The following is a 23,252-nucleotide window of genomic DNA, read 5'->3' on the forward strand; positions in this document are numbered from 1 at the left end:
GTCCGATCTTGGGCTGCCCAAATGGCTGCTATATGTGCAGTGTATCAGCACTCAGCCAAAGCACCGGTGTCGGAATCAAGGGGCATATGCGAACTTTTCGCAACCGGTTGTAGATTAGCCCGATTCACAAGCCTAAAATCTCCCACCACGATAAGGCCGGATACGCTATGCAAATCCTAAAAAACAATGTGAAGGCCGTAAGAGCTGTAGTGATTTTTTGCGCATTTATTACGATATGTATTGTCGGAATACATTTATCTTTTTTTAGTCTGTTTGATAATGCTGAGTGTCAGAAATATAGCTACACAAAAAAATTAAATGGAGGTACGAAAAAAATCGATGATAAAGTGTTTGTGATAAATATTTGCGGGGCAGGCGTAAATAATAGTCTTTTTAATGGAGATGGTATGGAAAGGGTTCGTTTGACTGTCTTCGATGATCAAGGTGAACTATTGGTCAGGAGATATTATAAGGTTTTTTGGGACGGTCAGCCCGGACATGAGCCGCTTAAAATTTCCGAAAATAGTATTATCTATCAAGATGACAAGGAGCAGAAAGATCACGCAATCACTATGCCTCCCACTCGCCTGGAATGGATTAGGGCAAGGCTTCCCCTCTAACTATGGTGATCTTTGAAGGAATGAATCTCAAGCAGGGCCGGTTCAGTGGAGCAGCTTCTTGACCTTGCCCCCGAGAAACGTATCCCTTAACCCGGCATCCGGGTTGGGTATCTAAGGTTGCAGCATTTTCCAGTTCTTCTCGTATTGCATCGGACTTACGTAAAGCAGTGTTGAGTGAAGGCGATCCTGGTTGTACCACAGCAGCCAGTTCATGACCTCGTCCTTGGCGGCGCGTCGGGTCTTGAATTTCAGGCCATGCAGGCGCTCCACTTTAAGCGAACCAAACACGGTCTCGCTGCACGCGTTATCCCAGCAGTTGCCGCGTCGACTCATGGAACTGGCGATCCCGTAGGCCAAGAGGGTATTTCGGAAGTCGAAGCTGGCGTACTGACTTCCCCGATCACTATGAAACAGTAACCCTGACTCCTTTGGTGGGTGGCGCTTGAACCAGGCCATGCGCAACGCATCGATCACCAAACTGCTTTTCATCCGCTCATCCATCGACCAACCCACGATTTGACGGCTGAACAGGTCGATAACGACGGCCAAAAATAACCAGCCCTCATCGGTCGGGATATAGGTGATGTCACCCACCCAAGCCTTGTCTGGCTCCGTCACAGTGAACTGACGATCCAGAAGATTGGGTGAAATCGGCAAGTCATGGGCGCTATCGGTCGTGACCCTGAAACGTCTTTTGCCCTTGCCGTAAATGCCGTGGAGCTGCATCAGCTTTTGCACACGCTCCTTGCCGACACGAACACCGTCAGCCAGCAACCCCCGCCAGATCCGAGGCCAACCGTAACTGCCACGGCTACGGGCATGAGCAACGCGGATGTGCACGAGCAATGCCGTGTCGCTGACACCTCGTTGAGGGCCATTGGCTGCACAGCGGACTTGGTGACCGTGAAAGCCGGTAGCACTGACGCCCAGCACCCGGCATTGCACGCCAATAGGCCAGAGACGCCGATTATCAAAGATGAACGCGTACTTCAGCTGGATGCTTTTGCGAAGTACGCCGTCGCCTTTTCCAGAATGTCGCGCTCCATCTTGACGCGCGTCAGCTCGGCTCGCAGACGGCTTATCTCCATCTGCTCGGGAGTGACAGGCTTGATGTCAGCGCCGGTCAGCCTGCCTTGTCGATGAGCCTTTACCCAGTTGAACAGGGTTTGGTCAGACATACCCAGAGAACGGGCAGCGGCAGCAAGTGTCAGGCCGGTATCAACCAGTCGCACGGCCTCAAGCTTGAACTCGAGGGTGTATTTAACGCGGTCTGTCTTGGACTTAGTCATGTCGTATCCTTGCGGCTATTGAGATGCATGGCAAGGGATACGTTTTTCAGGGGCAACGTCATCTATCTGCACACCAGATATACCACCACTGACCGCCCGCAACCTTCACAACAGTTGCACACCCTCACACCCGTCCGGCATAACATCACCACATCCAAACCACCAAAGCCCTCCCGTCCATGCCCACACTCTCCGCTTTACGCCTGCTTTCACTGATAGCCATTACGCTGCTAACCGGCTGCTCCAGCCTCTCCTATTACGGCCAGTTGGCGCAGGGGCAGTGGCAGTTGTTGCAGGCGCGTGAGCCTGTGGAAAAGATCATTGCTGATCCGACTCGGGATGCCGGTTTGCGCGAGCATCTGGCCCGGTCGCAGCTGGCGCGCAGCTTTGCCAGTGAGCATCTGCATCTTCCGGATAACCAGAGCTATCGCCTGTATGCGGATCTGGGGCGGCCTTATGTGGTGTGGAATGTGTTCGCGACGGATGAGTTTTCGCTGGAGCCGGTCACGCATTGTTTTCCGATTGCTGGCTGTGTCGCGTATCGCGGTTATTACAGCCCTGGCGGGGCGCGTGGTGAGGCGGCGTTGCAGCGTCAGGCGGGCAAGGATGTGTATTTGAGTGGTGTGGAGGCGTATTCGACGCTGGGCTGGTTCGATGATCCGATTCTCAGTTCGATGCTGGGCTGGGGTGATGAGCGTCTGGCGACGCTGATTTTCCATGAGTTGGCGCATCAGCGCTTTTATGTGAAGGACGACACTGAGTTCAACGAGTCGTACGCCAGTTTTGTCGAGCAGGAAGGTACGCGGCAATGGCGTGCGGCGCGGGGTTTGCCGCCGGAGAGTGTTTCGCAGTCGGCGCGGCGTGATCAGTTTATTCAGTTGGTGCTGGCTACTCGGGAGCGGCTCAAGGACCTTTATCGTCAGCCGCTGTCGGCTGAGGCGATGCGCGTGCGCAAGGCTGCGGAGTTTGAACGGCTGCGCCGTGATTATCGGACGTTGCGGGATGGGCAGTGGGCCGGTGACAAACGTTTTGATGGCTGGATCAACAGCCCGATGAACAACGCGAAGCTGCTGCCGTTTGGTCTTTATGATCAGTGGGTGCCAGCGTTTGCGGCCTTGTTCAGGCAGGAGAATGGGGATTGGCAGGCGTTTTATCGGGCGGTGGAGAAGTTGGGCGGGATGCCTGCTGAGTCGCGCAAGGCTGCGCTGCGAGCATTGATGCCTTGATGGATTCTCGTTACTACGCTCTGCGTGGTAATGCCTTTCGTCCCCCTCAAGGATGGGCTGTGCGGCCTATGACTTGTGACGCGGAGCATCACGGGATGCATTCCTACACTGGAGCGTAGGAATGATAGCGAGCGCGCAGGAACGATAGCCAGCCTCAACCCTTATCAAACCCCTCCGCCAGGTGCTGATCCTTGAGCTTCACGTAATTGGTGGCGCTGTACGGAAAGAAGGCGATTTCCTTTTCGGTTAATGCGCGGACCTGTTTGACCGGACGGCCGACGTACAAAAAGCCGCTTTCCAGCACTTTGCCCGGCGGCACCAGACTGCCTGCGCCGATGATGACTTCGTCTTCGACAACTGCGCCGTCCATGATAGTGGTGCCCATGCCGACCAGAATCCGGTTGCCGATTGTGCATCCGTGCAACATCGATTTGTGGCCGATGGTCACTTCGTCGCCGATCAGTAGCGGGAAACCGTCCGGGTTGAAGGGGCCTGCGTGGGTGATGTGCAGCACGCTGCCGTCCTGGACGCTGGTGCGTGCGCCGATGCGGATACGGTGCATGTCGCCGCGTACGACCGTTAACGGCCAGACAGAGCTGTCGGCGCCGATGGCAACGTCGCCGATGACTATCGCTGAATGATCGACAAAGGCCCGTTCGCCAAGGGCTGGGGTGTGGTCCTGAAACTTGCGAATGGCCACGATAGGCTCCTTCTTTGGCAGTGATAGGCGTGTGGATCGGGTTTGGTTGCTGCGGTCGGCGTCGATTGTAATTAAGATGGCTGAGTGTTTCTTCCAGGCAAGGTGCAAAACTGTGAGCGCGAACAACCCTCTTCTGCAATCGTACGACCTGCCACCCTTTTCGGCGATTCGTGCCGAACATGTCAAACCTGCTATCGAACAAATCCTGGCCGACAACCGTGCCGCGATTGCTGACATCCTCGCAAAACAGGGCTCGACGCCGACGTGGGCCGGTCTGGTGCTGACCATGGACGAATTGAATGACCGCCTCGGTGCGGCATGGAGTCCGGTCAGCCACCTGAATGCTGTGTGCAACAGCGCAGAACTGCGTGAAGCCTATGAGTCCTGCCTGCCGGCATTGAGCGCCTACTCAACCGAGATGGGTCAGAATCGCGAGCTGTTCCAGGCCTATGAAGCGTTGGCCAATGGCCCTGAAGCGGCCACCTTCGATGTGGCGCAGAAGACCATTCTGGAACAGGCGCTGCGTGACTTCCGTTTGTCCGGCATCGATCTGCCTCCCGAGCAGCAGAAGCGTTACGCCGAAGTGCAGAGCAAGCTGTCGGAGCTGGGCAGCCAGTTTTCAAACCAGTTGCTCGATGCCACTCAGGCCTGGACCAAGCTGGTCACTGACGAGTCCGCCCTCGCCGGCCTGACCGATTCTGCCAAACAGCAGATGGCCGCCGCCGCCAAGGCCAAGGACCTCGAAGGCTTTCTGATTACCCTGGAATTCCCGAGCTACTACGCGGTGATGACCTACGCCGAAGACCGCGCCCTGCGCGAAGAGCTGTATACGGCGTACTGCACTCGCGCCTCGGATCAAGGCCCGAATGCGGGCAAGAACGACAACACGCCGGTCATGGAGCAGATTCTCGATCTGCGTCAGGAGCTGGCACAACTGCTGGGCTACGCAAACTTCGCTGAATTGAGTCTCGCCACCAAGATGGCCGAGTCCAGTGATCAAGTGCTGAGCTTCCTGCGTGATCTGGCCAAGCGCAGCAAGCCGTTCGCCGCTCAGGACCTTGAGCAGCTCAAGGCGTACGCTGCTGAACAGGGCTGCCCGGATCTGCAAAGCTGGGACAGCGGTTTCTACGGCGAGAAGCTGCGCGAACAGCGTTACAGCGTTTCCCAGGAAATCCTGCGCGCCTACTTCCCTATCGATACGGTGCTGAACGGTCTGTTCTCCATCGTCCAGCGCCTGTACGGCATCGAGATCGCCGAGCAGAAAGGCTTCGATACCTGGCACCCGGATGTTCGCCTGTTCGAGATCAAGGAAAACGGCCAGCACGTCGGGCGCTTCTTCTTCGACCTGTATGCGCGCGCCAACAAGCGTGGCGGTGCCTGGATGGATGGCGCTCGTGACCGTCGTCGTACCGCTGAAGGCACTTTGCAAAGCCCGGTGGCCAATCTGGTGTGTAACTTCACACCGGCAGTGGCCGGCAAGCCTGCGTTGCTGACCCACGATGAAGTCACCACCCTGTTCCACGAGTTCGGTCACGGTCTGCATCACCTGCTGACCCGCGTCGAGCATGCCGGCGTGTCCGGTATCAATGGTGTGGCGTGGGACGCGGTCGAGTTGCCGAGCCAGTTCATGGAAAACTGGTGCTGGGAGCCTGAAGGTCTTGCGCTGATCTCCGGTCATTACGAAAGCGGTGAGCCACTGCCGCAGGACCTGCTGGAGAAAATGCTCGCGGCCAAGAACTTCCAGTCCGGCCTGATGATGGTGCGTCAGCTTGAGTTCTCGATGTTTGACTTTGAACTGCATGCGACCCATGGCGATGGGCGCAGCGTACTTGACGTGCTGGAAGGCGTTCGCGACGAAGTGTCGGTGATGCGCCCGCCCGCTTACAACCGCTTCCCGAACAGCTTTGCGCACATCTTCGCAGGCGGTTACGCAGCAGGTTATTACAGCTACAAGTGGGCCGAAGTGTTGTCTGCCGATGCGTTCTCGAAGTTCGAGGAAGACGGCGTGCTAAATGCTGAAACCGGTCGCGCCTTCCGCGAGGCCATTCTGGCGCGTGGCGGTTCACAGGCGCCGATGGTGCTGTTCGTCGATTTCCGCGGACGCGAGCCGTCGATTGACGCATTGTTGCGTCACAGTGGCTTGAGTGAGGATGCGGCAGCATGACCGATACACCGGTAGTCATTACCAAGAAGCGCTTCATCGCCGGGGCTGTCTGCCCGGCGTGCAGTGAGCCTGACAAGCTGATGATGTGGAGCGAAGACGACGTGCCGCACCGCGAATGCGTTGGCTGTGGTTATAGCGATACGCTCAACGCCCAAGGCATTTCGATTCCGAAGGAACTGGGCACGCGGGTCAACAAGGCGGCGGTCAAACCGGCCGATCCGAAGGTACAGGGCGTGCAATTCTTTCCGAATCCGAAGCTGAAGAAGCCGGTTGATCTCGACTGATGTTTCGGTGTTTCAAATAAAAAGGTTCGCTGGTTAGCGAACCTTTTTTATTGCCACCGACAGTAATGGCAGGTGGTTGTTCGTATAGGGTTTGAATACATCCTGATGGCGTGCAGCAATGGCGCACCGAAAGGTGATACAGGACAAGCCACCGACGTCGCTTGCCCTGTAAACGCAATGGCCTCAGTCGGTCGCCTGAACCCTGCGTTTCTCCGCCAGAAGGCTGCGCCCGTACAGCACTGCAATGGCGATCAGGGCGATGGCCTGCGCGCCGAGCGAGTACAGGTCGGCATGAATACCCAGCCAGTCGAACTCGAAGAACGGCACCGGCCGGGTGCCGAATATGCCTGCTTCTTGCAGCGCCTTGACGCCATGCCCAGCAAACACCACCGACAGCGCGCAGAGCAGCGCGGCGTTGATGCCGAAGAACATCGACAGCGGCAGCTTCGCCGAGCCGCGCAGGATCACCCACGCCAGCCCGACCAGCAGCACCAGCGCCGTGGCACCGCCCGCCAGCACGGCATCGTGTCCGGCCGGACCGGCCTGCAACCACAGGGTTTCGTAGAACAAAATGACTTCGAACAGTTCGCGATACACCGAGAAGAACGCCAGTACCGCGAACCCGAATCGGCCGCCGCCGCCGACCAGGCTACTCTTGACGTAATCCTGCCAGGCGGCAGCGTGGCGACGGTCATGCATCCACACGCCGAGCCAGAGCACCATCACGCTGGCGAACAGGGCCGTGGCGCCCTCCAGCAATTCACGCTGCGCGCCGCTGACGTCGATCACGTAAGCCGCCAGTGCCCAGGTCCCCAGACCGGCCAGCAGCGCCAGTCCCCAGCCGATGTTGACGCTGCGCACGGCAGACTGTTGCCCCGTGTTGCGCAGGAACGCCAGAATCGCCGCCAGCACCAGAATCGCTTCCAGACCTTCGCGCAACAAGATCAACAGGCCGGAAATGTAGCTCAACGACTGGCTTAGGCCATCGCTGCCCAATAGCCCTGCCGATTCCTTAAGCCTGGATTTCGCAGCTTCCAGTTTTTGCGCGACCTGCGGCAACGGCAGTGCGTCCTGCAACGACTGACGATAGGCCATCAGGCTCTTTTCGGTGTCCTTGCGGACATTGGCATCCACGTTATCCAGTGAGCTTTCGACCAGCTCGAAACCCTCCAGATAGGCTGCGACCGATAAGTCGTAGGCTTGCTCGCGATCGCCTGCCTTGTAAGCGGCCAGACTCTTGTCCAGCGTTACGCTGGTGTAATCCAGCAGTTGCGCCGGACCGCGCTGCACTTGCGGTGGCTGCGCGCGCTGGGCCCTGAAGGTCGCGGCGGCATCCTGGCCTTCGGCGGCCAGAATCTCGGCGGGCGTCTGACGTGCCAGATCGGCGATGTTGAAGGTCTTGGCGGGATTGGCGACCGGCTTCGCACTGAAGCTGGCGATATAGGTCGCAACGTCCCAACGCTGGCGATCGTCTAGCTGATCAGCGAACGCTGGCATGTCGGTACCGGCAATGCCGAGGCCGGTTGCGTTGTAAAGGTCGTATAGGCTCAGGCGATCAAGACGCGTCGCGTCGCGCAGGTCAGACGGTGCAGGCTCCAGGCCAATGCCCGCAGGGCCGTCACCCGCGCCGCTGTCACCGTGGCAGACCGAGCAATGCTGTGCATACAAGGGCGCACCCCGGGCCGGGTCCGGTGTGATGGCCGGTGCCTGGCTGACTTCATACGCCAGCGCCAGCTTCGCGCCCAATTGCCGTGCCTGACGCGCGACCTGCTCGCCGTCGTTGTGGCGGGTCACGGCGCTTTTCAGTTCCCCGACACCTTGCTCCAGCTCCGCGCGCTCGGCACGCTGCGGCAGCGTCAGGATCAGGGCTTGTAGCGCGGTCAGATTTTCAAGTTGCTGCTGATACTCGGCGGCTGCCACAACCTTGCCCTCCGCTACCGCAGCCGGGTAATCAGCGCTGACGTAATCCAGCAGATGCAGCGCCTGGGCTGCACCTTCGACGGGGTCGGCCAGTGCGCTGAGGCTGCACAGCGTCAATAGCGGCGTCAGCAGCCAGGCAAGCAAGTGAGGGCGGAGGAGCATTGCAGAATCTCGATAAGAATACGATTCATTGCATTGTTAACTCCGCAAGAGCGCTTCTCAATAGCCGAGATGTGTTTTTGTTACCGAATCTTACGACAAGCGCTTGAAACCCGGACCAGAAGTAGCGACAGACCCGCTGAGCGTAGGAAAGGTCTGAAAGATTTGTGAGATATCAAAATGCCATTGCTTTAGGCGTTTTGCAGCTTATACTCCCGCGCCTTCACTGTCGGCCCGCTCAACCCGGGCAGGCAGATACTCAGGCAGCCTCGCTACCTGAACACGGCTCCGCATGGCTGGCGTTCTCGCCTCAGCTATCACTAAGGGAATAGAAAGCACCATGTCCTCTCCTCGTGCCTTGACTGCGCTTGCATTGATCATTGCGACGCAACTGGCAGGCTGTTCTGCCTTCCGTAGCTATGACACCGAGCTCAAGGAAACCAGTCAGCAACTGGCCAGCGGCAATGTCGACGCCGCGTTGGGCACGCTGGAAAAAAACAACACGGGTGAAGACAAAGACCTTCTCTATTACTTCGAGAAGGGCGAGCTGCTGCGTGCCAAGGGTGACTTCATTGGCAGCCAGATCGCCTGGCGCACTGCTGATCAGGTGGTGTTCAAGTGGGAAGAGTCAGTCAGGCTCGACACCGACAAGTATTTGGCCCAGTTCGGCAGTTTTCTGGTCAACGACAAGGTGCGTCGTTATGAAGGTTATGACTACGAAAAGGTCATGCTGACCACTCAGATGGCGCTCAATCTTCTGGCTCGTAACGATTTCGACGGTGCCCGGACCGAGATCAAGAAGACGCACGAACGCGAAGCGGTGATCGCCGAGCTGCGTGACAAGGAGTACCTCAAAAGCGAGCAGGAAGCAGAAAATCGCGGCGTGAAAACCCGATTCAAGGACCTGCACGGCTACCCGGTTGCTTCGCTGGATGCGCCGGAAGTCGTCAGCCTGAAGAACAGCTATCAGAGCGCGTTCAGTCATTACCTGGCCGGCTTTGTCTATGAGGCACTTGGCGAAAAAGGCCTCGCTGCGCCGGGTTATCGCAAGGCTGCCGAACTACGCCCCAACACGCCGTTGCTTGAACAAGCCATCAAGGACCTCGACGCTGCGGCCAGCAAGGACGGTAACAGCGAGGTGCTGATTGTCGTACAGAGCGGCTTCGCCCCTGCGCGTGACTCGGTGCGCATCCCGCTGCCGCTGCCCATCAGCGGAAATCTGGTGATCACGCCACTGTCATTTCCGGTGATCAAGCCGGACACCACCACGCCGACCTTCAACCAGATCATTCTGGACGGCCAGCCACTCAACCTGACCCTGCTCAACAGTACGACCGCCATGTCGCGTCGCGCACTGCGTGACGACATGCCTGGCATCATCCTGCGCACCACGGTGCGCGCCATCACCCGTGGCGTTGCGCAAAAGCAGCTCAACGACGTCAACCCGCTGGCAGGCCTGGCTGCAGGTATTGCTTCTGCGGTAACCGAGGGTGCCGACACGCGCACCTGGCGCACGTTGCCGGACAACACGCTGGTGGCGCGTCTGCGTCTTACCCAGGGCGAACATCAGATCATCCTGCCCAATTCGCTCGGCGGGTCGCATGTGCGGGTCAAGGTGGATCAACGTTATCAGGTGGTTTCCCTGCGTGCCCTGGGTAGCCAGGTATTTGCGGGCAGTCTTGCAGCGCAGGTGATGCCCTCGAACGTTCCGCAAGCCATTGCCATCGCCAAATAACCCCGAACGGAGACTTTCCATGCGTATGAAGATTTTCGGCGTGCTGGTACTTTCCCTGCTGGCTGGCTGCGCAACCCCGCCGCCGCCCGTTGCAGGCAGTGCTGCCAGCAAGGTGGTATCGATGGGTAAAACTAAAAATATCGAAGTCGGCGCGATGCGTGTCGCACGCGAAAACGGCTTCCTCACGGTCAAGGCTCAGCTGACCAACACCGGCCGCCGCAACACGATGCTGTATTACCGTTTTGCCTGGCTGGGTAGCGACGGTTTCCCTGTCGCCGACGAAGAAAGCTGGAAAAGCATGACGCTGTATGGCTCGCAGAGCACCGTGCTGCCTGCCATCGCGCCGGTTCCGCGCGCGACTGATTTCCGCATCGAAATCAATACGCCTTGACCTGTCGCCCACTGTTTTCAGTTCCGGAGAATCAAATCATGCTGTCCAGACACTTCTGCTCCATTGCCGCCATCGCCCTTTTACTTACTGGCTGTGCCAATACCTCACCGGGTCTTGGCAGCAAGAACATCAGTTATGGCGATACCAAGGCCGTCGAAACCATCACCAACGAATTTGGCTCTACCGACCTGCAGATGATCGCGGAAAGCATGACCCGCTCGCTGGCCCAGTCCGGCACTCTGCAAGGTCGCCCGGTGGTTCAGGTGTATGACGTGAAGAACAAGACCAGCGAGTACATCGATACCCGCGAAATCACCACGTCGATCAAGACCCAACTGATGAAAAGCGGCGTTGCCCGTTTCGCCAGCGATGACAACCAGATGCAGAATCAGGTCGACCAGCTCAAGCTGCAAAATCAGAGCGGTCTGTACAAGAAAAACACCGTCGCCAAGACCGGTAACATGGTCGCCGCCAAATACCGCCTGGAAGGCTCGATCAGCTCTATCGTCAAACGCAGCAGCGACTACAAGGATGTTTTCTACAAATTCAGCCTGCAATTGATTGACGTCGAGAGCGGTCTGGCCGAATGGATGGACGAAAAAGAAATCCGCAAAACTACGGAGCGGTAATCAATGCGCGCATGGATCGGCATTATCAGCATGGTGTGCGCGATGGGGGCGCAGGCCGCCCCCAGGGTTGCGGTGACAGACATGGCGTTTCAGGAGCGTGTGGAGCAATACATCCACACCGTTTCGGCACGCAGCAACCTGCAAGCCAATCGCTACAGCGCCAGTGCGTCGTCCAGTTATGACGAGTACGAGTCGCGCACCAGCTACATCGAACAGGGCGAGCTGCGTAAATTCAGTGGTGACATCAAGGGTGAGATTCTCAAGTCCGGGATGTTCCAGTTGGTGCAGGGCACGCCTTACACCGCAGGTGCCAAGGAAGACGTCTACGACGTGATCAAGCGTATCAAGAACGGTAATTTCAAGGGTGCGGACTACGTGCTGTTCGGCACTGTTTCAGACATCGACTTTCGTCAGGACGTCGGCGAAATAGCCAATACCACCAGCCACTCGGCGATTCTGGGGCTGACCCTGGTGGCCGACTTCAGCCTGATCAACACGCGGACGTTCGAAATTACCTCGGCCTTTACCGCGATGGGCGAAGGTCAGGACACCAAACTGGTGAACGGACGGGATATCAAGGTTTCGCTCAATCGCGGCCTGGTGGTGCGCGAAGTCTCCAGATCAATTGGCGAAGACGTCGCGCGGCAGTTACGCGAACAGTTACGTGGCGAAGTCGAGCTCAACGAGCGCCGCGAACCGCAGAACAGCCTGCCCCGCGACGAAGCCCCGCACATTCTGCGCTAGGCACTGGCAGCAGGGTGCGAGCGGTCAGACTTCATACTCAGGTCGTACTGCGATGCAACGTCGCCAGAAAGCCGGCCGCGCCCACGAACAGGCTGGCAAAAGTGCGGTTCAGGCGACGTTGCTGGCGCGGTGTCTTGAGCACGCGCAGCACCTTCGATGCCAGCCCGGTGTAACCCGCCATGACGATCAGGTCGACCACCACCATGGTCGCCGCAATGATGACGTACTGGATCAGCAGTGGCGCAGCCGGATCAATGAACTGCGGCAGAATCGCCAATATGAAAATCATTGCCTTGGGGTTGCTGATGTTGACCAGAAAGCCGCGCATTACCAGCGTCATCGGTTTACCGACAGGGCGCACGGCAGACTCATCAGCAAGGTCGGTGGGCAGTGTGCGCCATTGTTTGATGCCCAGATAGACCAGGTACGCAACGCCGAACCACTTGATCAGCGTGAACGCCATCTCGGAAGCTGCCAGCACGGCACCCAGCCCCGCCGCGACAATCGCGATCTGCGCCACCAGTGCGATTTGCAGCCCCAGCGCGTTCCAGTAGCCGCGCAAGAAGCCGTATTGCAGCCCGCAGGACATCGAGGCAATGGCGCCTGCGCCGGGGGAAAGACTGATAATCCAGCAGGCCGCAAAAAAGCCCAGCCACATTTCAAACGCCATTACGCACCTCAGGCAAAGTCCAATGCTCGATAAATTAATGCGTGTTGCCTGGCAGCGCTAACTATTTCTAGTCCTGCTCATCGGGCTGCTTAGCGACCACCGTCTGTGGAAACAGATCGCTGCCGCGCCAGCGACGCACCGACTTCTGGAAAAACTGGCTGTTAGGCACCTGAACCAGTGCGCCGCCCGCTTCCGGGGTTTCGATGAGGGTGGTGAACATCAGGTTGATGTCGACCACCCGACCCTTGACTCCGGGCTTGTCCAGCGTGTCGACCAGCTCGACCATGTCGCCGATGCGGAATGGGCCGATGGTGAAGATCAGGATGGCGCAGAGCAGGTTCGACAGCACGCTCCACATCGCGAAGAACGCCACGGCGGCGACGGCGACGAAGCCGGACAATGCAGTCCACAACACCGTTGCCGAAACGCCGAGCCTGCCCAGCACGAAAACGAACGCGCTGCCCATGATCAGCCAGCGCAAACCACCACGAACCGGCACCAGCAGCTCTGGCGGCAGTGGATAGCGATCACCCAGACCGGTCAGAAAACCGCCGACGATCCGCTGCAGCACATAACCGGCCAGCAGGATCAGCAAGATCTGCACACCGATCAACAGCGGCTCAAGCCAGTACGCGGATACCGGCAAGCCCAACATTTCCATCACTCCTTTGCCTCACTCACGATAATGCTTCCAGTTCGGCCTGCATCGACTCCAGTAGCTCCAGCGCCTGCATCCAGGCGTCTTCCAGCTCGGATTCACGGGCCTTCAACCTGGCCTGATCGGCCAGCAGATCGCGCAGCTTGTCCTTGTTGGCGGCATCGTAATTGCCGCTGTCTGCCAGGGCCTCTTCGACCTTGGCGAGTTTTTCATTGACCAGCCCGAGATCGCGCTCCAGCTTGTCGGCTTCGCGCTTGTGCGGCGCCAATTGCTGACGCAACGCGGCTGCCTGCTGGCGCTGGGCTTTCTTGTCGGTCTTGTCGGCGTTGACCGGGGTATTGCTGACGGGCGCGTTGCGCAGCCGGTAGTCGGCCAGCCACCGGGTGTAGTCATCCAGATCGCCATCGAACTCCTGCACGCGGCCGTCGGCCACCAGCAGGAAGTCATCGGTGGTGCTCTTCAGCAAATGCCGATCGTGAGACACCACCAGTACCGCGCCGCCGAACTCCTGCAAGGCCATGGTCAGCGCGAGGCGCATTTCCAGGTCCAGGTGGTTGGTCGGTTCGTCAAGCAGCAACAGATTGGGTTTCTCCCAGGCAATCAGAGCCAGCGCCAGACGTGCTTTTTCGCCGCCGGAGAAATTCAGCACCGGCTCGTCGAGGCGTGCGCCCCGGAAGTCGAAACCGCCGAGAAAGTCGCGCAGCGTCTGTTCACGCTCGGTGGGTGCCAGGCGTTGCAAGTGCAGCAACGGCGTCGCCTTGGCGTCCAGTGAGTCGAGTTGATGCTGGGCAAAGTAGCCCACGGTCAGGTTTTCGCCGCGCACCAGTCGACCGCTTTGCGGCTCAAGCTCGCCCGCGAGGTTTTTGATCAGTGTCGACTTGCCTGCGCCGTTGGGGCCCAGCAAGCCGATGCGCGCGCCGGGAGTCAGTTGCAGCTTGACCTTCTCCAGGACGGTCTTGTCGCCGTAGCCCAGACGCGCATCGGACAGGTCCAGCAAAGGACTGGAGATCTTGTCGGATTCACGGAAGACGAAGTTGAACGGCGAGTCGACATGCGCAGCGGACAACTCCTCCATGCGCTCCAGCGCCTTTATGCGGCTCTGTGCCTGACGGGCCTTGGTAGCCTGGGCCTTGAAGCGCGCAATGTATTTTTCCATGTGCGCACGTTGCACCTGCTGCTTCTCGTAGGCCTGTTGCTGCTGGGCCAGACGTTCGGCGCGGGCACGTTCGAAGGCGCTGTAGCCACCGCGATAAAGGGTGATCTTGCGCTGTTCTACGTGGGCAATGTGGTCGACCACAGCGTCGAGAAAATCCCGGTCGTGGGAAATCAGCAGCAAGGTGCCGGGGTAGCTCTTGAGCCAGTCTTCAAGCCACAGAATGGCGTCCAGGTCCAAGTGGTTGGTGGGCTCATCGAGCAGCAGCAGGTCTGATGGACACATCAGCGCCTGCGCCAGGTTCAGGCGCATCCGCCAGCCACCGGAGAAGCTGCCGACCTGACGCTCCATCTGCTCGTTGGTGAAGCCCAGACCCGCCAGCAGCTTGCGAGCGCGGGCGTCGGCGGTATAACCGTCGGCGCTGTCGAGCTCCGAATGCAGACGTGCCTGAGCAGCGCCGTCCTGCGCGGCTTCGGCCTCGGCCAGTGAGCTCTGCACTTCCCGCAGGCGCTCGTCGCCATCGAGCACGTAGTCCACGGCCAGGCGTTCGAGGGTATCGACCTCCTGACGCATGTGCGCGATGCGCCAGTCGGCGGGCAAGAGGCAGTCACCGGCGTCAGGCGTCAGCTCGCCGCGCAGCAAAGCGAACAGGCTGGATTTACCGGCGCCATTGGCACCGATCAGACCGGCTTTATGGCCGGCGTGCAGGGTCAGCTCGGCGTCTTCTAGCAGACGTTGCGGACCACGCTGTAAGGTAAGGCTTTGAAGTCGAATCATAATGGCGGCGGAGTCTACCAGCTTCGTCCTGAACAGGTGGATCACTATGCCTTCAGCGCTCTGGAGTTTCACCCTCGATTTCTACGCCCGGCCGGGTGTGGAACAGGCTTGTCTTGCGCTACAAGCCAACGGGGCCAACTTGTGCATGGTGCTTTGCGGCGTCTGGCTGGAGTCGCGCGGCGTGGCCTGTAATGCGCAACGATTAATGCAAATCGGACAATTAGCGACGCCTTGGCACGATGAGGTGGTGCGCCCACTTCGGGTTTTACGCAATCAATGGCGTGATTCTGCCCATCAGGATGCCGCGCTGGATGCACTGCGAACCAGGGTCAAGGCGTTGGAACTGGAAGCCGAGCAGAGTCTGCTGCTGAGGCTTGAGACACTGACTGATGGCTGGCCGGGTGGCGAGGCAGGTAACACAGGCGACTGGCTTGAAGGACTTGCAGAGGGGGAAGCGGCAGAGAACCGCGATGCGCTACAAGTGTTGCGCATCGCGGCCGATCTCAGCGTTGACCAGGCTTAGGAAGCGCTGGTTGGCGTTACGCTGTTGCTCGGTGTTGCCGGTGCAGCGGCTGGTGCGGCGGCTGCCGGTGTAGCTTTGGCAGCAGCAGGCGCTGGCGTCGCCGACTTGGCAGCAGCCGGTTTTGCAGCGGGCTTCGCGGCCGATTTAGCGGCAGGCTTGGCCACTGCTTTCACCGGCGCTTTGGCTGGGGCCTTTACTGCTGGCTTGGCTGTGGGTTTTGCAGCACTGCTTGCAGTGGTTTTGGCAGCCGCAGGTGCTTTGCTCGCGGCAGGTTTGGCCGCCGGTTTGGCGGCAGTCGATTTGGCTGCAACTGGCTTGGCAGCCGCTGTTTTCGCAGCGGTTGGCTTGGCAGCGGCAGTCGACCGGGTAACTGGCTTGGCAGCTGGTTTAGCGGCTGGTTTTGCAGGCGTTCTGGTTGCAGCCGGTGCCTTGGTTACGGCAGTGGCGGACGCCGTTTTAGCGCTGGCAGCAGGCTTGGCAGCCGTTTTGGCGACGGGCTTGGCGGCAGCTTTCACTGGCGCTTTTGCAGCAGGTGCCTTGGCAGCGACCTTCGGTGCAGCAGGTTTGGCATTACGAGCGGTCAGAACTTTACCGACCGCCTCTTTCACTCGGCCAATACCCTGAGCCAGTTTCAGGCTCTCTTGAGCATCGCGCTTGAGGTGCAGGATGTAAGTGCGGGTCTCTGTCTGACGCTCCTTGAGCGCATCCAGCAATTCTTCCAGCTCGGACACAGCGCCTTTGGCCTTGTTCTGGGCCTTGGATTTGCCTGCGGTGGCAGCATCCTGCAATTTGATACGGGCGTTGTGCAGTTTTTCCTGCGCCTTGCCGCGTTGTTTCTCAAGCTTGGCGAGCAGTTTCTCGGCATCAGCCAAAGCTTGGGAGCAGGCGTCTTCCAGATGTTCAAGCAAGCTGCCCGATAATTGTTGGAGCAAATGCAACGGAGTATTTACTGGCTTCTTTTTGGCCGACATGACTTACCTCCTGGGTGACGAAATTGCGGCTCATACTAGGCTTCTGCGCGCATCGCCGCTAGGGCATATTGACACCACTAACGGGGCGCTGTTGCATACTGCAAAAAATGATTACGGCACGACGATGCGCAGGTATCGTGAAATTCATATCTCAAGACTGATCACTACACGTCCTGGCACTGGCATAATCGCCAACTTCCCAGGCCGGAGAGCATTAATGTCGCGCTACCTGTTAACGTCGTTGTTCTTCTTGCTACCCCTGGCCCAGGCTGCCGAAGCGCCGCCCTCCAGTGACAGTCACGACCTGGCTTACAGCCTGGGCGCAAGCCTTGGCGAGCGTCTGCATCAGGAAGTTCCGGATCTTGATCTCAAGGCGCTGGTAGACGGTTTGAGGCAGGCCTATCAAGGCAAGCCGCTGGCCCTTAAGCAGGAGCGCATCGACCAGATTCTGCGTGAGCATGACGCGGCGATCGCGCAAGCCGAAACAACAGGTACAGACGCACCCACCGAGGCAGCCCTGGGTGCCGAGCGCCGTTTCATGGACGCTGAAAAGGCCAAACCCGGCGTCAAGGTGCTGGCTGACGGCATTCTCATGACCGAACTGACGCCGGGCAGCGGCCCCAAACCTGATGCCAATGGCCGGGTGGAAGTGCGCTATGTGGGGCGTCTGCCGGACGGCACGATCTTCGACCAGAGTACCCAGCCGCAGTGGTTCAGGCTCGACAGCGTGATCAGCGGCTGGACCAGCGCCCTGCAGAACATGCCGACGGGTGCGAAATGGCGGCTGGTGATCCCTTCGGATCAGGCTTATGGTGCCGAAGGTGCCGGTGACCTGATCGACCCGTTCACGCCGCTGGTATTCGAAATCGAGCTGGTTGGCGTTTCACAATAAACGACCAAGCGCCCTGTGGCACACATGAAAAGGGGTGCAAAAAGCACCCCTGGCATATTTGTATGTTCGGCATCACAGCTGCGCGGCGAGTTCTTCCTTGTGCGACGTGTGCAGTACCTCGATCAGGCAATCTTCCAGCTCGAAACGCTCATGCAGCAAGCGACCCAACTGGTTGAACTCTTTGGCGAGCACGGCTGCGTCCGAGCAATCGCCCTTGTCGCAACGGTCATTGAACGCCAGCGCGAACTTGGTGATGACATCAAGACGCGGGTAAATGGTGTCCGCCAGCTCAAGGCCGCGCTCGTCATTGAATGCCCTGGCCTCATCGCCAAGCTGTTCGTAGACTTCGAAGTGCCCGGCTGAAACGTAATCCACCAGAATTCCGCACAGATTCTGTAAACCTTCCAGATCGGCTGCCAACGCTTCGGGTGTGTCACCCAGCGCATCGTAGGCTTCGATCAGTTCAAGACGGCTTTCCAGCCAGCGATCAATCAGCTTGTTGACCCCGCCCCAGCGTTCCTGAGCATTCTGACAACTTTCCAGCATGGTCTTCTCTCTTCCCTTCGGGGGCGTGCGGTCCTGTGCCAGCCTCGATGACGCACAAGGAGCTGGCTTGATGATGCGTCAGGACAGCATGATTCCAGTGACGCGTGCGGCCCAGACTATGCCCGCTCGGTAAGGCCATCAAGGTACGCAGGAGATAAAGTTCATACAAGCGTTTAATACGCTTGCCGATTCTGCGCCGCCAGCCAGGCAAGTAATTCGCTGGAAAGCGGATACAGAGCAGCCGCGGCCAAGCCCGCAAAAGCCAGCACGCTCCACTCCGGCAGGCTCATGCCGAGCAGGGACCAGGTGATTTCGGCGCAAAGCATTGCATCGCTGCGCACCCGGTCTATGCACATGTCCAGCGACAGAAAGCTCAATAAATGTTCGAGTCTTGCAATGAAAGGTATCAATTGATCGACCGAGGCAGTTTGCAGCCACACTTGAACACCTGCGGTGCCCATGCCTGCCAGAGTAAACAGCAGCAGCCCCAGGCTGTAGCGACGCAAACCCGCGGCACCAGGCGCGTGGCAGGCGGCGGCCAGCGCCAGAACACCGCAGGTGACAAACGCGACACGTTGCAAGATACACAGGATGCAGGGTTCAAGACCAAAGGCTTGCTGAACGTAAATGGCGGTGCCGATGATCAGTACGCAGGCCAGCGATACCAGGAAATACAGGAAGCGTGTGCGAGCCAGATACATGGCAAATCCGTAACAAAGGACGAGGCGATCACGTTAGAGGAAAGGATGCGAGGCTTTCAAGGTGGCGGCGTGCGGATGCTTCGCTGTTTAACCACGAAAACAAACACGCTGCGGTGCGGTTTTTTTACACGGTGCCGTAGGAGAATTCCCACATGCCGATGTTTGCTGGCTTTAAGGCCGAGAGAGCCCTTTTACAGGGCTCTCGGCAGATTCAGCTTTGGGTCAGTGCGGGTAGCGGGCGTGACAGGAAGCGTTCGTCGAGCAGACCGAGGCCTTCCTGAAACAACTGATTGCTGCGATCCGTCTCGCCCAGCTGCGCAAGCAGTCGCGCCAGCTCCGCGCAGGTTTCAGGATTACGTTCCAGGCGCAGGCTGCTCTCCAGGTAATCCCGCGCCTTGCCCCACAACCGACCTTGAAGACAAATGCGGCCAAGGCTCAGCAAAAGGCTTGGGTCGCTGGGGTGATGCTTGAGCCAGCCTTCCGCAGTCTGTAGCTGCTTCAACGGGTCGCTGCCGCGCACCAGCCCGTATAGGCGTGCCAGGTGGCTGTGGTAGTCGCGCTTGAGTGCTGTGCGAAGCACCTCTTCAGCTTGGGTCTCGGCACCTAGTCGACGCAGCTGATCGGCATAGGCCAGTACCAGTTGCGGTTCCTGACGCTGCGCGGAGCTCAGGCTCTGCCACGCCTGTTCCAGTGACGGCAGACCGGTCAAGGCCCCTTCGCTATTATCGCGATAACCCGCCAGCGTCAGGTTCTCACCCCAGGCACGGCGTTCCAGTTCGGCAAGCTCCCTGGAGGGCAGAACCTTGTCCTTGCGCAGCTCGGGCAGCAAACGAATCAGCTCGGACCAGTCGCCCCTTTGCTGATACAGACGCTGTAGCTGGCGAAGCACCTGAGGGTTGTGCGGATGACGTTGGTGCATGGCATGCAATGTGGTCAGCGCGCCGTCGGTGTCGCCACGGTCCTGCTGCAACTGAGCGTGGTTCAGGGCAATCGCCAGCTCGGCCTGTGGCTGACGCTCAAGTGCGCGCTCCAGCAGGCTGTCGCAGTCTTCGTAACGCCCTTGCTCATTGGCGGCGCGTGCGGCGCCGATGTAGTAAAGCAGTGGATGCGCATCGGCTTCTGCTGCCCGTTGCAGGTGACGCTGCGCGCTGGTCCAGCGGCCTTCGGCGAGGTCCATCTGGCCCTGTTCGATGGCCATTTGCACGCGACGATGGCGGTTACGGCGCGACCATGGATTGACCACTTTGCCAGAAGTGGTCAGCAAGGTAATCAACAACCTGACGAGGAAGATCACCAGCAGCACCGCGAGCAGCAGTGCGAGGGTGGCCCACAGGCTCGATTCGTAGCGGAAGTTTTTATAGGCGATCAGCACATAACCGGAGTGATCCGCTATGGCGACGCCGATCAGCGCTGCCGCAACTATAGCGATGAACAACAGCACATAGAAGCGCTTCATCGGCTGGTCCCCTGCTGCGCCTCGGCTGGCTGGCTGACGGCATGGCGGCGCTCAAGGTAGGCCTGCACGGCGCTCAGCGTTGGCGCCAGATCAGGTGTCTTGACCGACACCGGCTTGTTCGCCACGTCGTCAAGACCAACGCTCAACGCTTTGCTCTGCGGGTCTTCCTGATTGAAATTGGCCTTGAGTACGCTCTGAGCCTCGGCAACGGCCTTGGCATAAACCTGCGGCTCACCGTTGAGCGCGGCCCACTGCGCCTGTTCCAGCGCAAGGCTCAGGGCCAGACGCACTTGCGAGAGGGACTGACCTGCCAGCACCGGACGGATGTCCTTGTCGGCATTGAAGTCGATGCGGAAGTAATGGGAGATCTGATCCCACCAGCGTGACCACTGACTGTCTTCAGTCTTGTCTTCGGTCAGGCCAAGCAGCGACTGACCTTTGTCTTCGTATTCGGGAGCCAGCGTGTTGAGCTGAACGGCCTGCTCGCGAAGTGCAGCCAGTTGCAGAAACAGGCCGGTACGATCCGGCTGCTCGACGCTGCGCAGCGCGGCCAGGCTCTTGGCCAGTTGCTCGCGTGCGGCGAAAGACCCAGGATCGTCCTGTTCGCGCAGAATTTCATCGGCACCCTGAACCAGGGCCTGTGCGCTGTTAACGTCCTGTAGTGCTGACAGGCGCAGGCTGGCAAGGCGCAGCAAATGTTCGGCCTCGGCCAGACGCCAGTCCTTGCGGCTGGCACCCAGCACGGTTTCAAGGCGCTGGCTAAGGCGTTGCTGGTCGCCCTGCAACTGCGCCACCAGACGACGACTGTCTTCCAGCTGGTCGGCAGGCGGAATTTGCGCGAGACGTGCGCTCAGTTGCTGGTCGTTTTGAGCCAGCACCAGAGTCTGTTCGGCGATGTCCTGAACCTGCCCGCGTTGTTGCTGGTGTCCGGCCTGCAGCATGCGCAGTTGCCAGACTCCCCAGCCCGCCACGGCGACGCCGGCGATGCCGAGCAGCAATGCGAGGATCACCAAGCTACTGCTGCGGTTGCCGGTACGCTCGACGCGCACGGGGTCGGGCGTGGAATTCGATGTTTTCAAAACCGATTCTTCGTCTTTAGGCAAGGCTGTTTCGCTCACGTATCCCATCCTTTGCATTTTGGCGTAGTAGCGTAAACGACAAGTGTCGATCAATACGCCTTCACGGCAGGCTGAGGCTGATTCCGCAACGCTGCCAGCAATGCCGTAGCGTTGGCGCCACGGCAATCAATAACGGTTCGGGCACCGGCTGCGCGCGCAATGTCGGCAACCCTGGGGCTCGGTACAAATAACGGCAAACCGGCCAGATCCGGCCATGAATCACCTGCCATTTGCAGTAAATGTTCAAAACCCTGCCCACTGCTGACCACCAGCCCGTTCAAGCGTTCCAACCTCACGCGCTGCAACAGGGTGCCAGCAGCGTACTGCGGCAGGTAGCGCCGGTACAACGGCAGGTAGTCGACATCTGCTCCCTGCTCGCGCAATTGCTCGGCCAACAGTTCGCGTCCCTCGTCACCGCGCATGATCAATACCCGGCTTCCGGGTGTGGCAATCGCCTGCTTCAGGCGCGGCAGTTCAAGCAAGGCCTCGCTGTCGTCACCCTGTTCCGGCCAGCTTGTATCCAGGCCGTAATCGAGCAGTATCTGCCCGGTAGCTGAACCCACACTGAACCAGGGTTGCATGGGCGGCTGCGGCCACACTTCATCGATCAGCTCGATGGCCAGACGCGCAGCCGGCTTGCTGACGACGATTACTGCGCAATAATTGAGCAGCTCGAAAATGATCGAACGCTGCGCAGGCGTCAAGGGTAAAGGCTCGGTTTCAAGCAAGGGCAGACTGTTGCTGAAGATTCCGGCGTCGGCCAACAGCCTGGCCAGCGCCGCTGATTCTTCGGCAGGACGAGTCAGCAGCAGACGCCAGCCATTCATGGGTTATTGGCCTCGCCGTAAACCGCCTTGAGGATCTCGGCTGCACCCTGCGCCAACAACGCTTCTGCGACTTCCACGCCCAGTGCCTGGGCCGAAGTTTGCGGTGCGCGGGCTTCTGCACGCAGCAGCAGACTGCCGGACGGATCGCCGACCAGGCCCCGCAACCAGACGTTATCGCCCTCCAGCACGGCATAGCAGGCGATGGGAACCTGGCAGCCACCGTTAAGGTGCTTGTTCAGCGAACGCTCGGCAATCACGCGCACAGCGGTGTCTTCGTGATGCAGGGGCGCAAGCAGCGCGTGAATTTCGGCATCGACACTGCGGCATTCGATACCGACCGCGCCCTGCCCACCTGCCGGCAGGCTGTCGTCGACGCTGATCGACGAGGTGAGGCGGTCTTCGAAGCCCAGGCGAATCAGGCCGGCTGCGGCGAGGATGATTGCGTCGTACTCACCGGCATCCAGCTTGGCAAGCCGGGTATTGACGTTACCGCGCAGGAAGCGGATTTGCAGGTCCGGGCGTCGCGCCAGCAACTGGGCCTGGCGACGCAGGCTGGAGGTGCCGACCACGCTGCCGGCCGGCAGCGCTTCGAGGCTATCGAAGGTATTGGATACAAATGCATCGCGTGGGTCTTCACGTTCGCAGATACAAAACAGGCCCAGCCCCTGAGGGAAGTCCATCGGCACATCTTTCATCGAATGCACGGCGATGTCGGCGGTGTCTTCCAGAAGCGCTGTTTCCAGCTCTTTGACGAACAGGCCCTTGCCACCAATTTTCGACAGGGGCGAGTCCAACAGCTTGTCGCCACGGCTGATCATGGGCACCAGCGTGACGATAAGGCCCGGATGAGCGTGTTCCAGGCGCGCTTTTACGTATTCGGCCTGCCATAGGGCCAGCGCGCTTCTGCGGGTGGCAATGCGGATTTCGCGAGAGGACATTGAACAATCCGTACTGAATAGATGCGACGGATAATAACAGCTCAGCCGGAACGACTTCAGTGCTGCCTGAAAACTTGCGTCAGTCCACCGTTCCCGGGCAGCGAATCGGCCAGCGGTTGAGGGATCTGACAAGAAGGTTTGGCGATGCAGAAGCCGGAAAA

23 protein-coding genes are annotated in these 23,252 nt (G+C 59.2%); 10 read left to right on the top strand and 13 right to left on the bottom strand.

Translation table 11 applies throughout. The annotated features are described in order from the left end of the window. The first annotated feature begins 167 nt into the window (after positions 1 to 167). Positions 168 to 620, top strand: a complete 453-nt coding sequence (locus tag N018_RS00205) for a hypothetical protein (RefSeq protein WP_025388545.1) — start codon at positions 168 to 170, stop codon at positions 618 to 620. 111 nt (positions 621 to 731) lie between these two features. Here the strand turns inward: N018_RS00205 and N018_RS25850 are convergent. Further along, positions 732 to 1,909, bottom strand: a protein-coding gene (locus N018_RS25850) for an IS3 family transposase (RefSeq protein ID WP_195757160.1) whose coding sequence is annotated in 2 segments (ribosomal slippage) — positions 732 to 1,636 and positions 1,636 to 1,909 — 1,179 coding nt in all. Because the reading frame shifts where the segments join, the coding sequence is not laid out codon by codon here. Positions 1,910 to 2,088: 179 nt separating this feature from the next. Between N018_RS25850 and N018_RS00220 the strand changes: the two genes are divergently transcribed. Beyond that, entirely contained in the window at positions 2,089 to 3,135 is a 1,047-nt protein-coding gene (locus N018_RS00220; RefSeq protein WP_025388546.1) for an aminopeptidase, read from the top strand. A gap of 154 nt (positions 3,136 to 3,289) precedes the next feature. Here the strand turns inward: N018_RS00220 and N018_RS00225 are convergent, their stop codons facing one another. Next, the gene (locus tag N018_RS00225; protein WP_025388547.1) at positions 3,290 to 3,835 is read right to left on the bottom strand and encodes a gamma carbonic anhydrase family protein; all 546 of its coding nucleotides are present in this window, start codon (positions 3,833 to 3,835) and stop codon (positions 3,290 to 3,292) included. A 76-nt stretch (positions 3,836 to 3,911) separates the two neighbouring features. Between N018_RS00225 and prlC the strand changes: the two genes are divergently transcribed. Next, a complete protein-coding gene (prlC, locus tag N018_RS00230; RefSeq protein WP_195757161.1) occupies positions 3,912 to 5,999 on the top strand; it encodes an oligopeptidase A in 2,088 nt (695 codons plus the stop codon). Continuing rightward, entirely contained in the window at positions 5,996 to 6,283 is a 288-nt protein-coding gene (locus N018_RS00235; protein ID WP_024646745.1) for a YheV family putative zinc ribbon protein, read from the top strand. The genes prlC and N018_RS00235 overlap by 4 nt, the downstream gene beginning before the upstream one ends. A 183-nt stretch (positions 6,284 to 6,466) precedes the next feature. Here the strand turns inward: N018_RS00235 and N018_RS00240 are convergent, their stop codons facing one another. Beyond that, positions 6,467 to 8,365: a cytochrome c/FTR1 family iron permease gene (locus N018_RS00240; protein WP_025388549.1), complete on the bottom strand. Its 1,899-nt coding sequence runs from the start codon at positions 8,363 to 8,365 to the stop codon at positions 6,467 to 6,469. A 337-nt stretch (positions 8,366 to 8,702) separates the two neighbouring features. On the opposite strand from N018_RS00240, the gene N018_RS00245 reads away from it, so the two are divergent. Genes N018_RS00245 through N018_RS00260 form a run of 4 tightly spaced genes read left to right on the top strand, consistent with a single transcriptional unit; the run spans position 8,703 to position 11,861 of the window. Next, a complete protein-coding gene (locus tag N018_RS00245; RefSeq protein ID WP_025388550.1) occupies positions 8,703 to 10,097 on the top strand; it encodes a COG3014 family protein in 1,395 nt (464 codons plus the stop codon). A gap of 19 nt (positions 10,098 to 10,116) precedes the next feature. Further along, positions 10,117 to 10,488: a YcfL family protein gene (locus N018_RS00250; RefSeq protein WP_025388551.1), complete on the top strand. Its 372-nt coding sequence runs from the start codon at positions 10,117 to 10,119 to the stop codon at positions 10,486 to 10,488. 38 nt (positions 10,489 to 10,526) lie between these two features. Continuing rightward, entirely contained in the window at positions 10,527 to 11,117 is a 591-nt protein-coding gene (gene lpoB, locus N018_RS00255; protein ID WP_024646741.1) for a penicillin-binding protein activator LpoB, read from the top strand. A 3-nt stretch (positions 11,118 to 11,120) separates the two neighbouring features. Further along, positions 11,121 to 11,861 (top strand): hypothetical protein, encoded by a 741-nt coding sequence (locus tag N018_RS00260; protein ID WP_025388552.1) that lies wholly within the window; start codon positions 11,121 to 11,123, stop codon positions 11,859 to 11,861. A 37-nt stretch (positions 11,862 to 11,898) separates the two neighbouring features. Here the strand turns inward: N018_RS00260 and N018_RS00265 are convergent, their stop codons facing one another. The 3 genes from N018_RS00265 to N018_RS00275 all read right to left on the bottom strand — a co-directional run bounded on the left by N018_RS00265 (position 11,899) and on the right by N018_RS00275 (position 15,119). Continuing rightward, positions 11,899 to 12,531 (bottom strand): LysE family transporter, encoded by a 633-nt coding sequence (locus N018_RS00265; protein WP_025388553.1) that lies wholly within the window; start codon positions 12,529 to 12,531, stop codon positions 11,899 to 11,901. Positions 12,532 to 12,598: 67 nt separating this feature from the next. After that, positions 12,599 to 13,192, bottom strand: coding sequence for a mechanosensitive ion channel family protein (locus N018_RS00270; RefSeq protein ID WP_025388554.1), 594 nt, complete (start codon positions 13,190 to 13,192; stop codon positions 12,599 to 12,601). A gap of 16 nt (positions 13,193 to 13,208) precedes the next feature. Beyond that, positions 13,209 to 15,119, bottom strand: coding sequence for an ATP-binding cassette domain-containing protein (locus tag N018_RS00275; RefSeq protein ID WP_024646737.1), 1,911 nt, complete (start codon positions 15,117 to 15,119; stop codon positions 13,209 to 13,211). 46 nt (positions 15,120 to 15,165) lie between these two features. Here N018_RS00275 and N018_RS00280 point away from each other — a divergent pair, with 46 nt between their 5' ends. Next, a complete protein-coding gene (locus N018_RS00280) occupies positions 15,166 to 15,642 on the top strand; it encodes a TIGR02444 family protein (RefSeq protein WP_025388555.1) in 477 nt (158 codons plus the stop codon). Here the strand turns inward: N018_RS00280 and N018_RS00285 are convergent. Continuing rightward, positions 15,639 to 16,613 carry an AlgP family protein gene (locus N018_RS00285; RefSeq protein ID WP_025388556.1) on the bottom strand — a complete coding sequence of 325 codons (975 nt, stop codon included), beginning with the start codon at positions 16,611 to 16,613 and terminating at the stop codon, positions 15,639 to 15,641. The genes N018_RS00280 and N018_RS00285 overlap by 4 nt on opposite strands. A 217-nt stretch (positions 16,614 to 16,830) precedes the next feature. On the opposite strand from N018_RS00285, the gene N018_RS00290 reads away from it, so the two are divergent. Continuing rightward, positions 16,831 to 17,505, top strand: coding sequence for an FKBP-type peptidyl-prolyl cis-trans isomerase (locus N018_RS00290; protein WP_024646734.1), 675 nt, complete (start codon positions 16,831 to 16,833; stop codon positions 17,503 to 17,505). 72 nt (positions 17,506 to 17,577) lie between these two features. Here N018_RS00290 and N018_RS00295 read toward each other — a convergent pair whose 3' ends face one another. The 6 genes from N018_RS00295 to hemC all read right to left on the bottom strand — a co-directional run bounded on the left by N018_RS00295 (position 17,578) and on the right by hemC (position 23,091). Further along, positions 17,578 to 18,051: an Rsd/AlgQ family anti-sigma factor gene (locus tag N018_RS00295; RefSeq protein ID WP_024646733.1), complete on the bottom strand. Its 474-nt coding sequence runs from the start codon at positions 18,049 to 18,051 to the stop codon at positions 17,578 to 17,580. Between the two features lie 173 nt (positions 18,052 to 18,224). After that, positions 18,225 to 18,752, bottom strand: a complete 528-nt coding sequence (locus tag N018_RS00300) for a disulfide bond formation protein B (protein ID WP_024646732.1) — start codon at positions 18,750 to 18,752, stop codon at positions 18,225 to 18,227. Between the two features lie 211 nt (positions 18,753 to 18,963). After that, positions 18,964 to 20,208, bottom strand: coding sequence for a heme biosynthesis protein HemY (locus N018_RS00305; RefSeq protein WP_025388557.1), 1,245 nt, complete (start codon positions 20,206 to 20,208; stop codon positions 18,964 to 18,966). Beyond that, positions 20,205 to 21,326, bottom strand: a complete 1,122-nt coding sequence (locus N018_RS00310) for a uroporphyrinogen-III C-methyltransferase (RefSeq protein ID WP_024646730.1) — start codon at positions 21,324 to 21,326, stop codon at positions 20,205 to 20,207. The genes N018_RS00305 and N018_RS00310 overlap by 4 nt, the downstream gene beginning before the upstream one ends. A gap of 50 nt (positions 21,327 to 21,376) precedes the next feature. Next, complete coding sequence (locus N018_RS00315; RefSeq protein ID WP_025388558.1) at positions 21,377 to 22,153, bottom strand: uroporphyrinogen-III synthase; 777 nt, start codon at positions 22,151 to 22,153, stop codon at positions 21,377 to 21,379. Next, on the bottom strand, positions 22,150 to 23,091 hold the full coding sequence (hemC, locus tag N018_RS00320; RefSeq protein WP_025388559.1) for a hydroxymethylbilane synthase: 942 nt from the start codon (positions 23,089 to 23,091) through the stop codon (positions 22,150 to 22,152). Before hemC ends, N018_RS00315 begins: the two co-directional genes overlap by 4 nt. Positions 23,092 to 23,252: the final 161 nt, after the last annotated feature.

The organism is Pseudomonas syringae CC1557 (genome assembly GCF_000452705.1).
Classification (GTDB): domain Bacteria; phylum Pseudomonadota; class Gammaproteobacteria; order Pseudomonadales; family Pseudomonadaceae; genus Aquipseudomonas; species Aquipseudomonas syringae_F.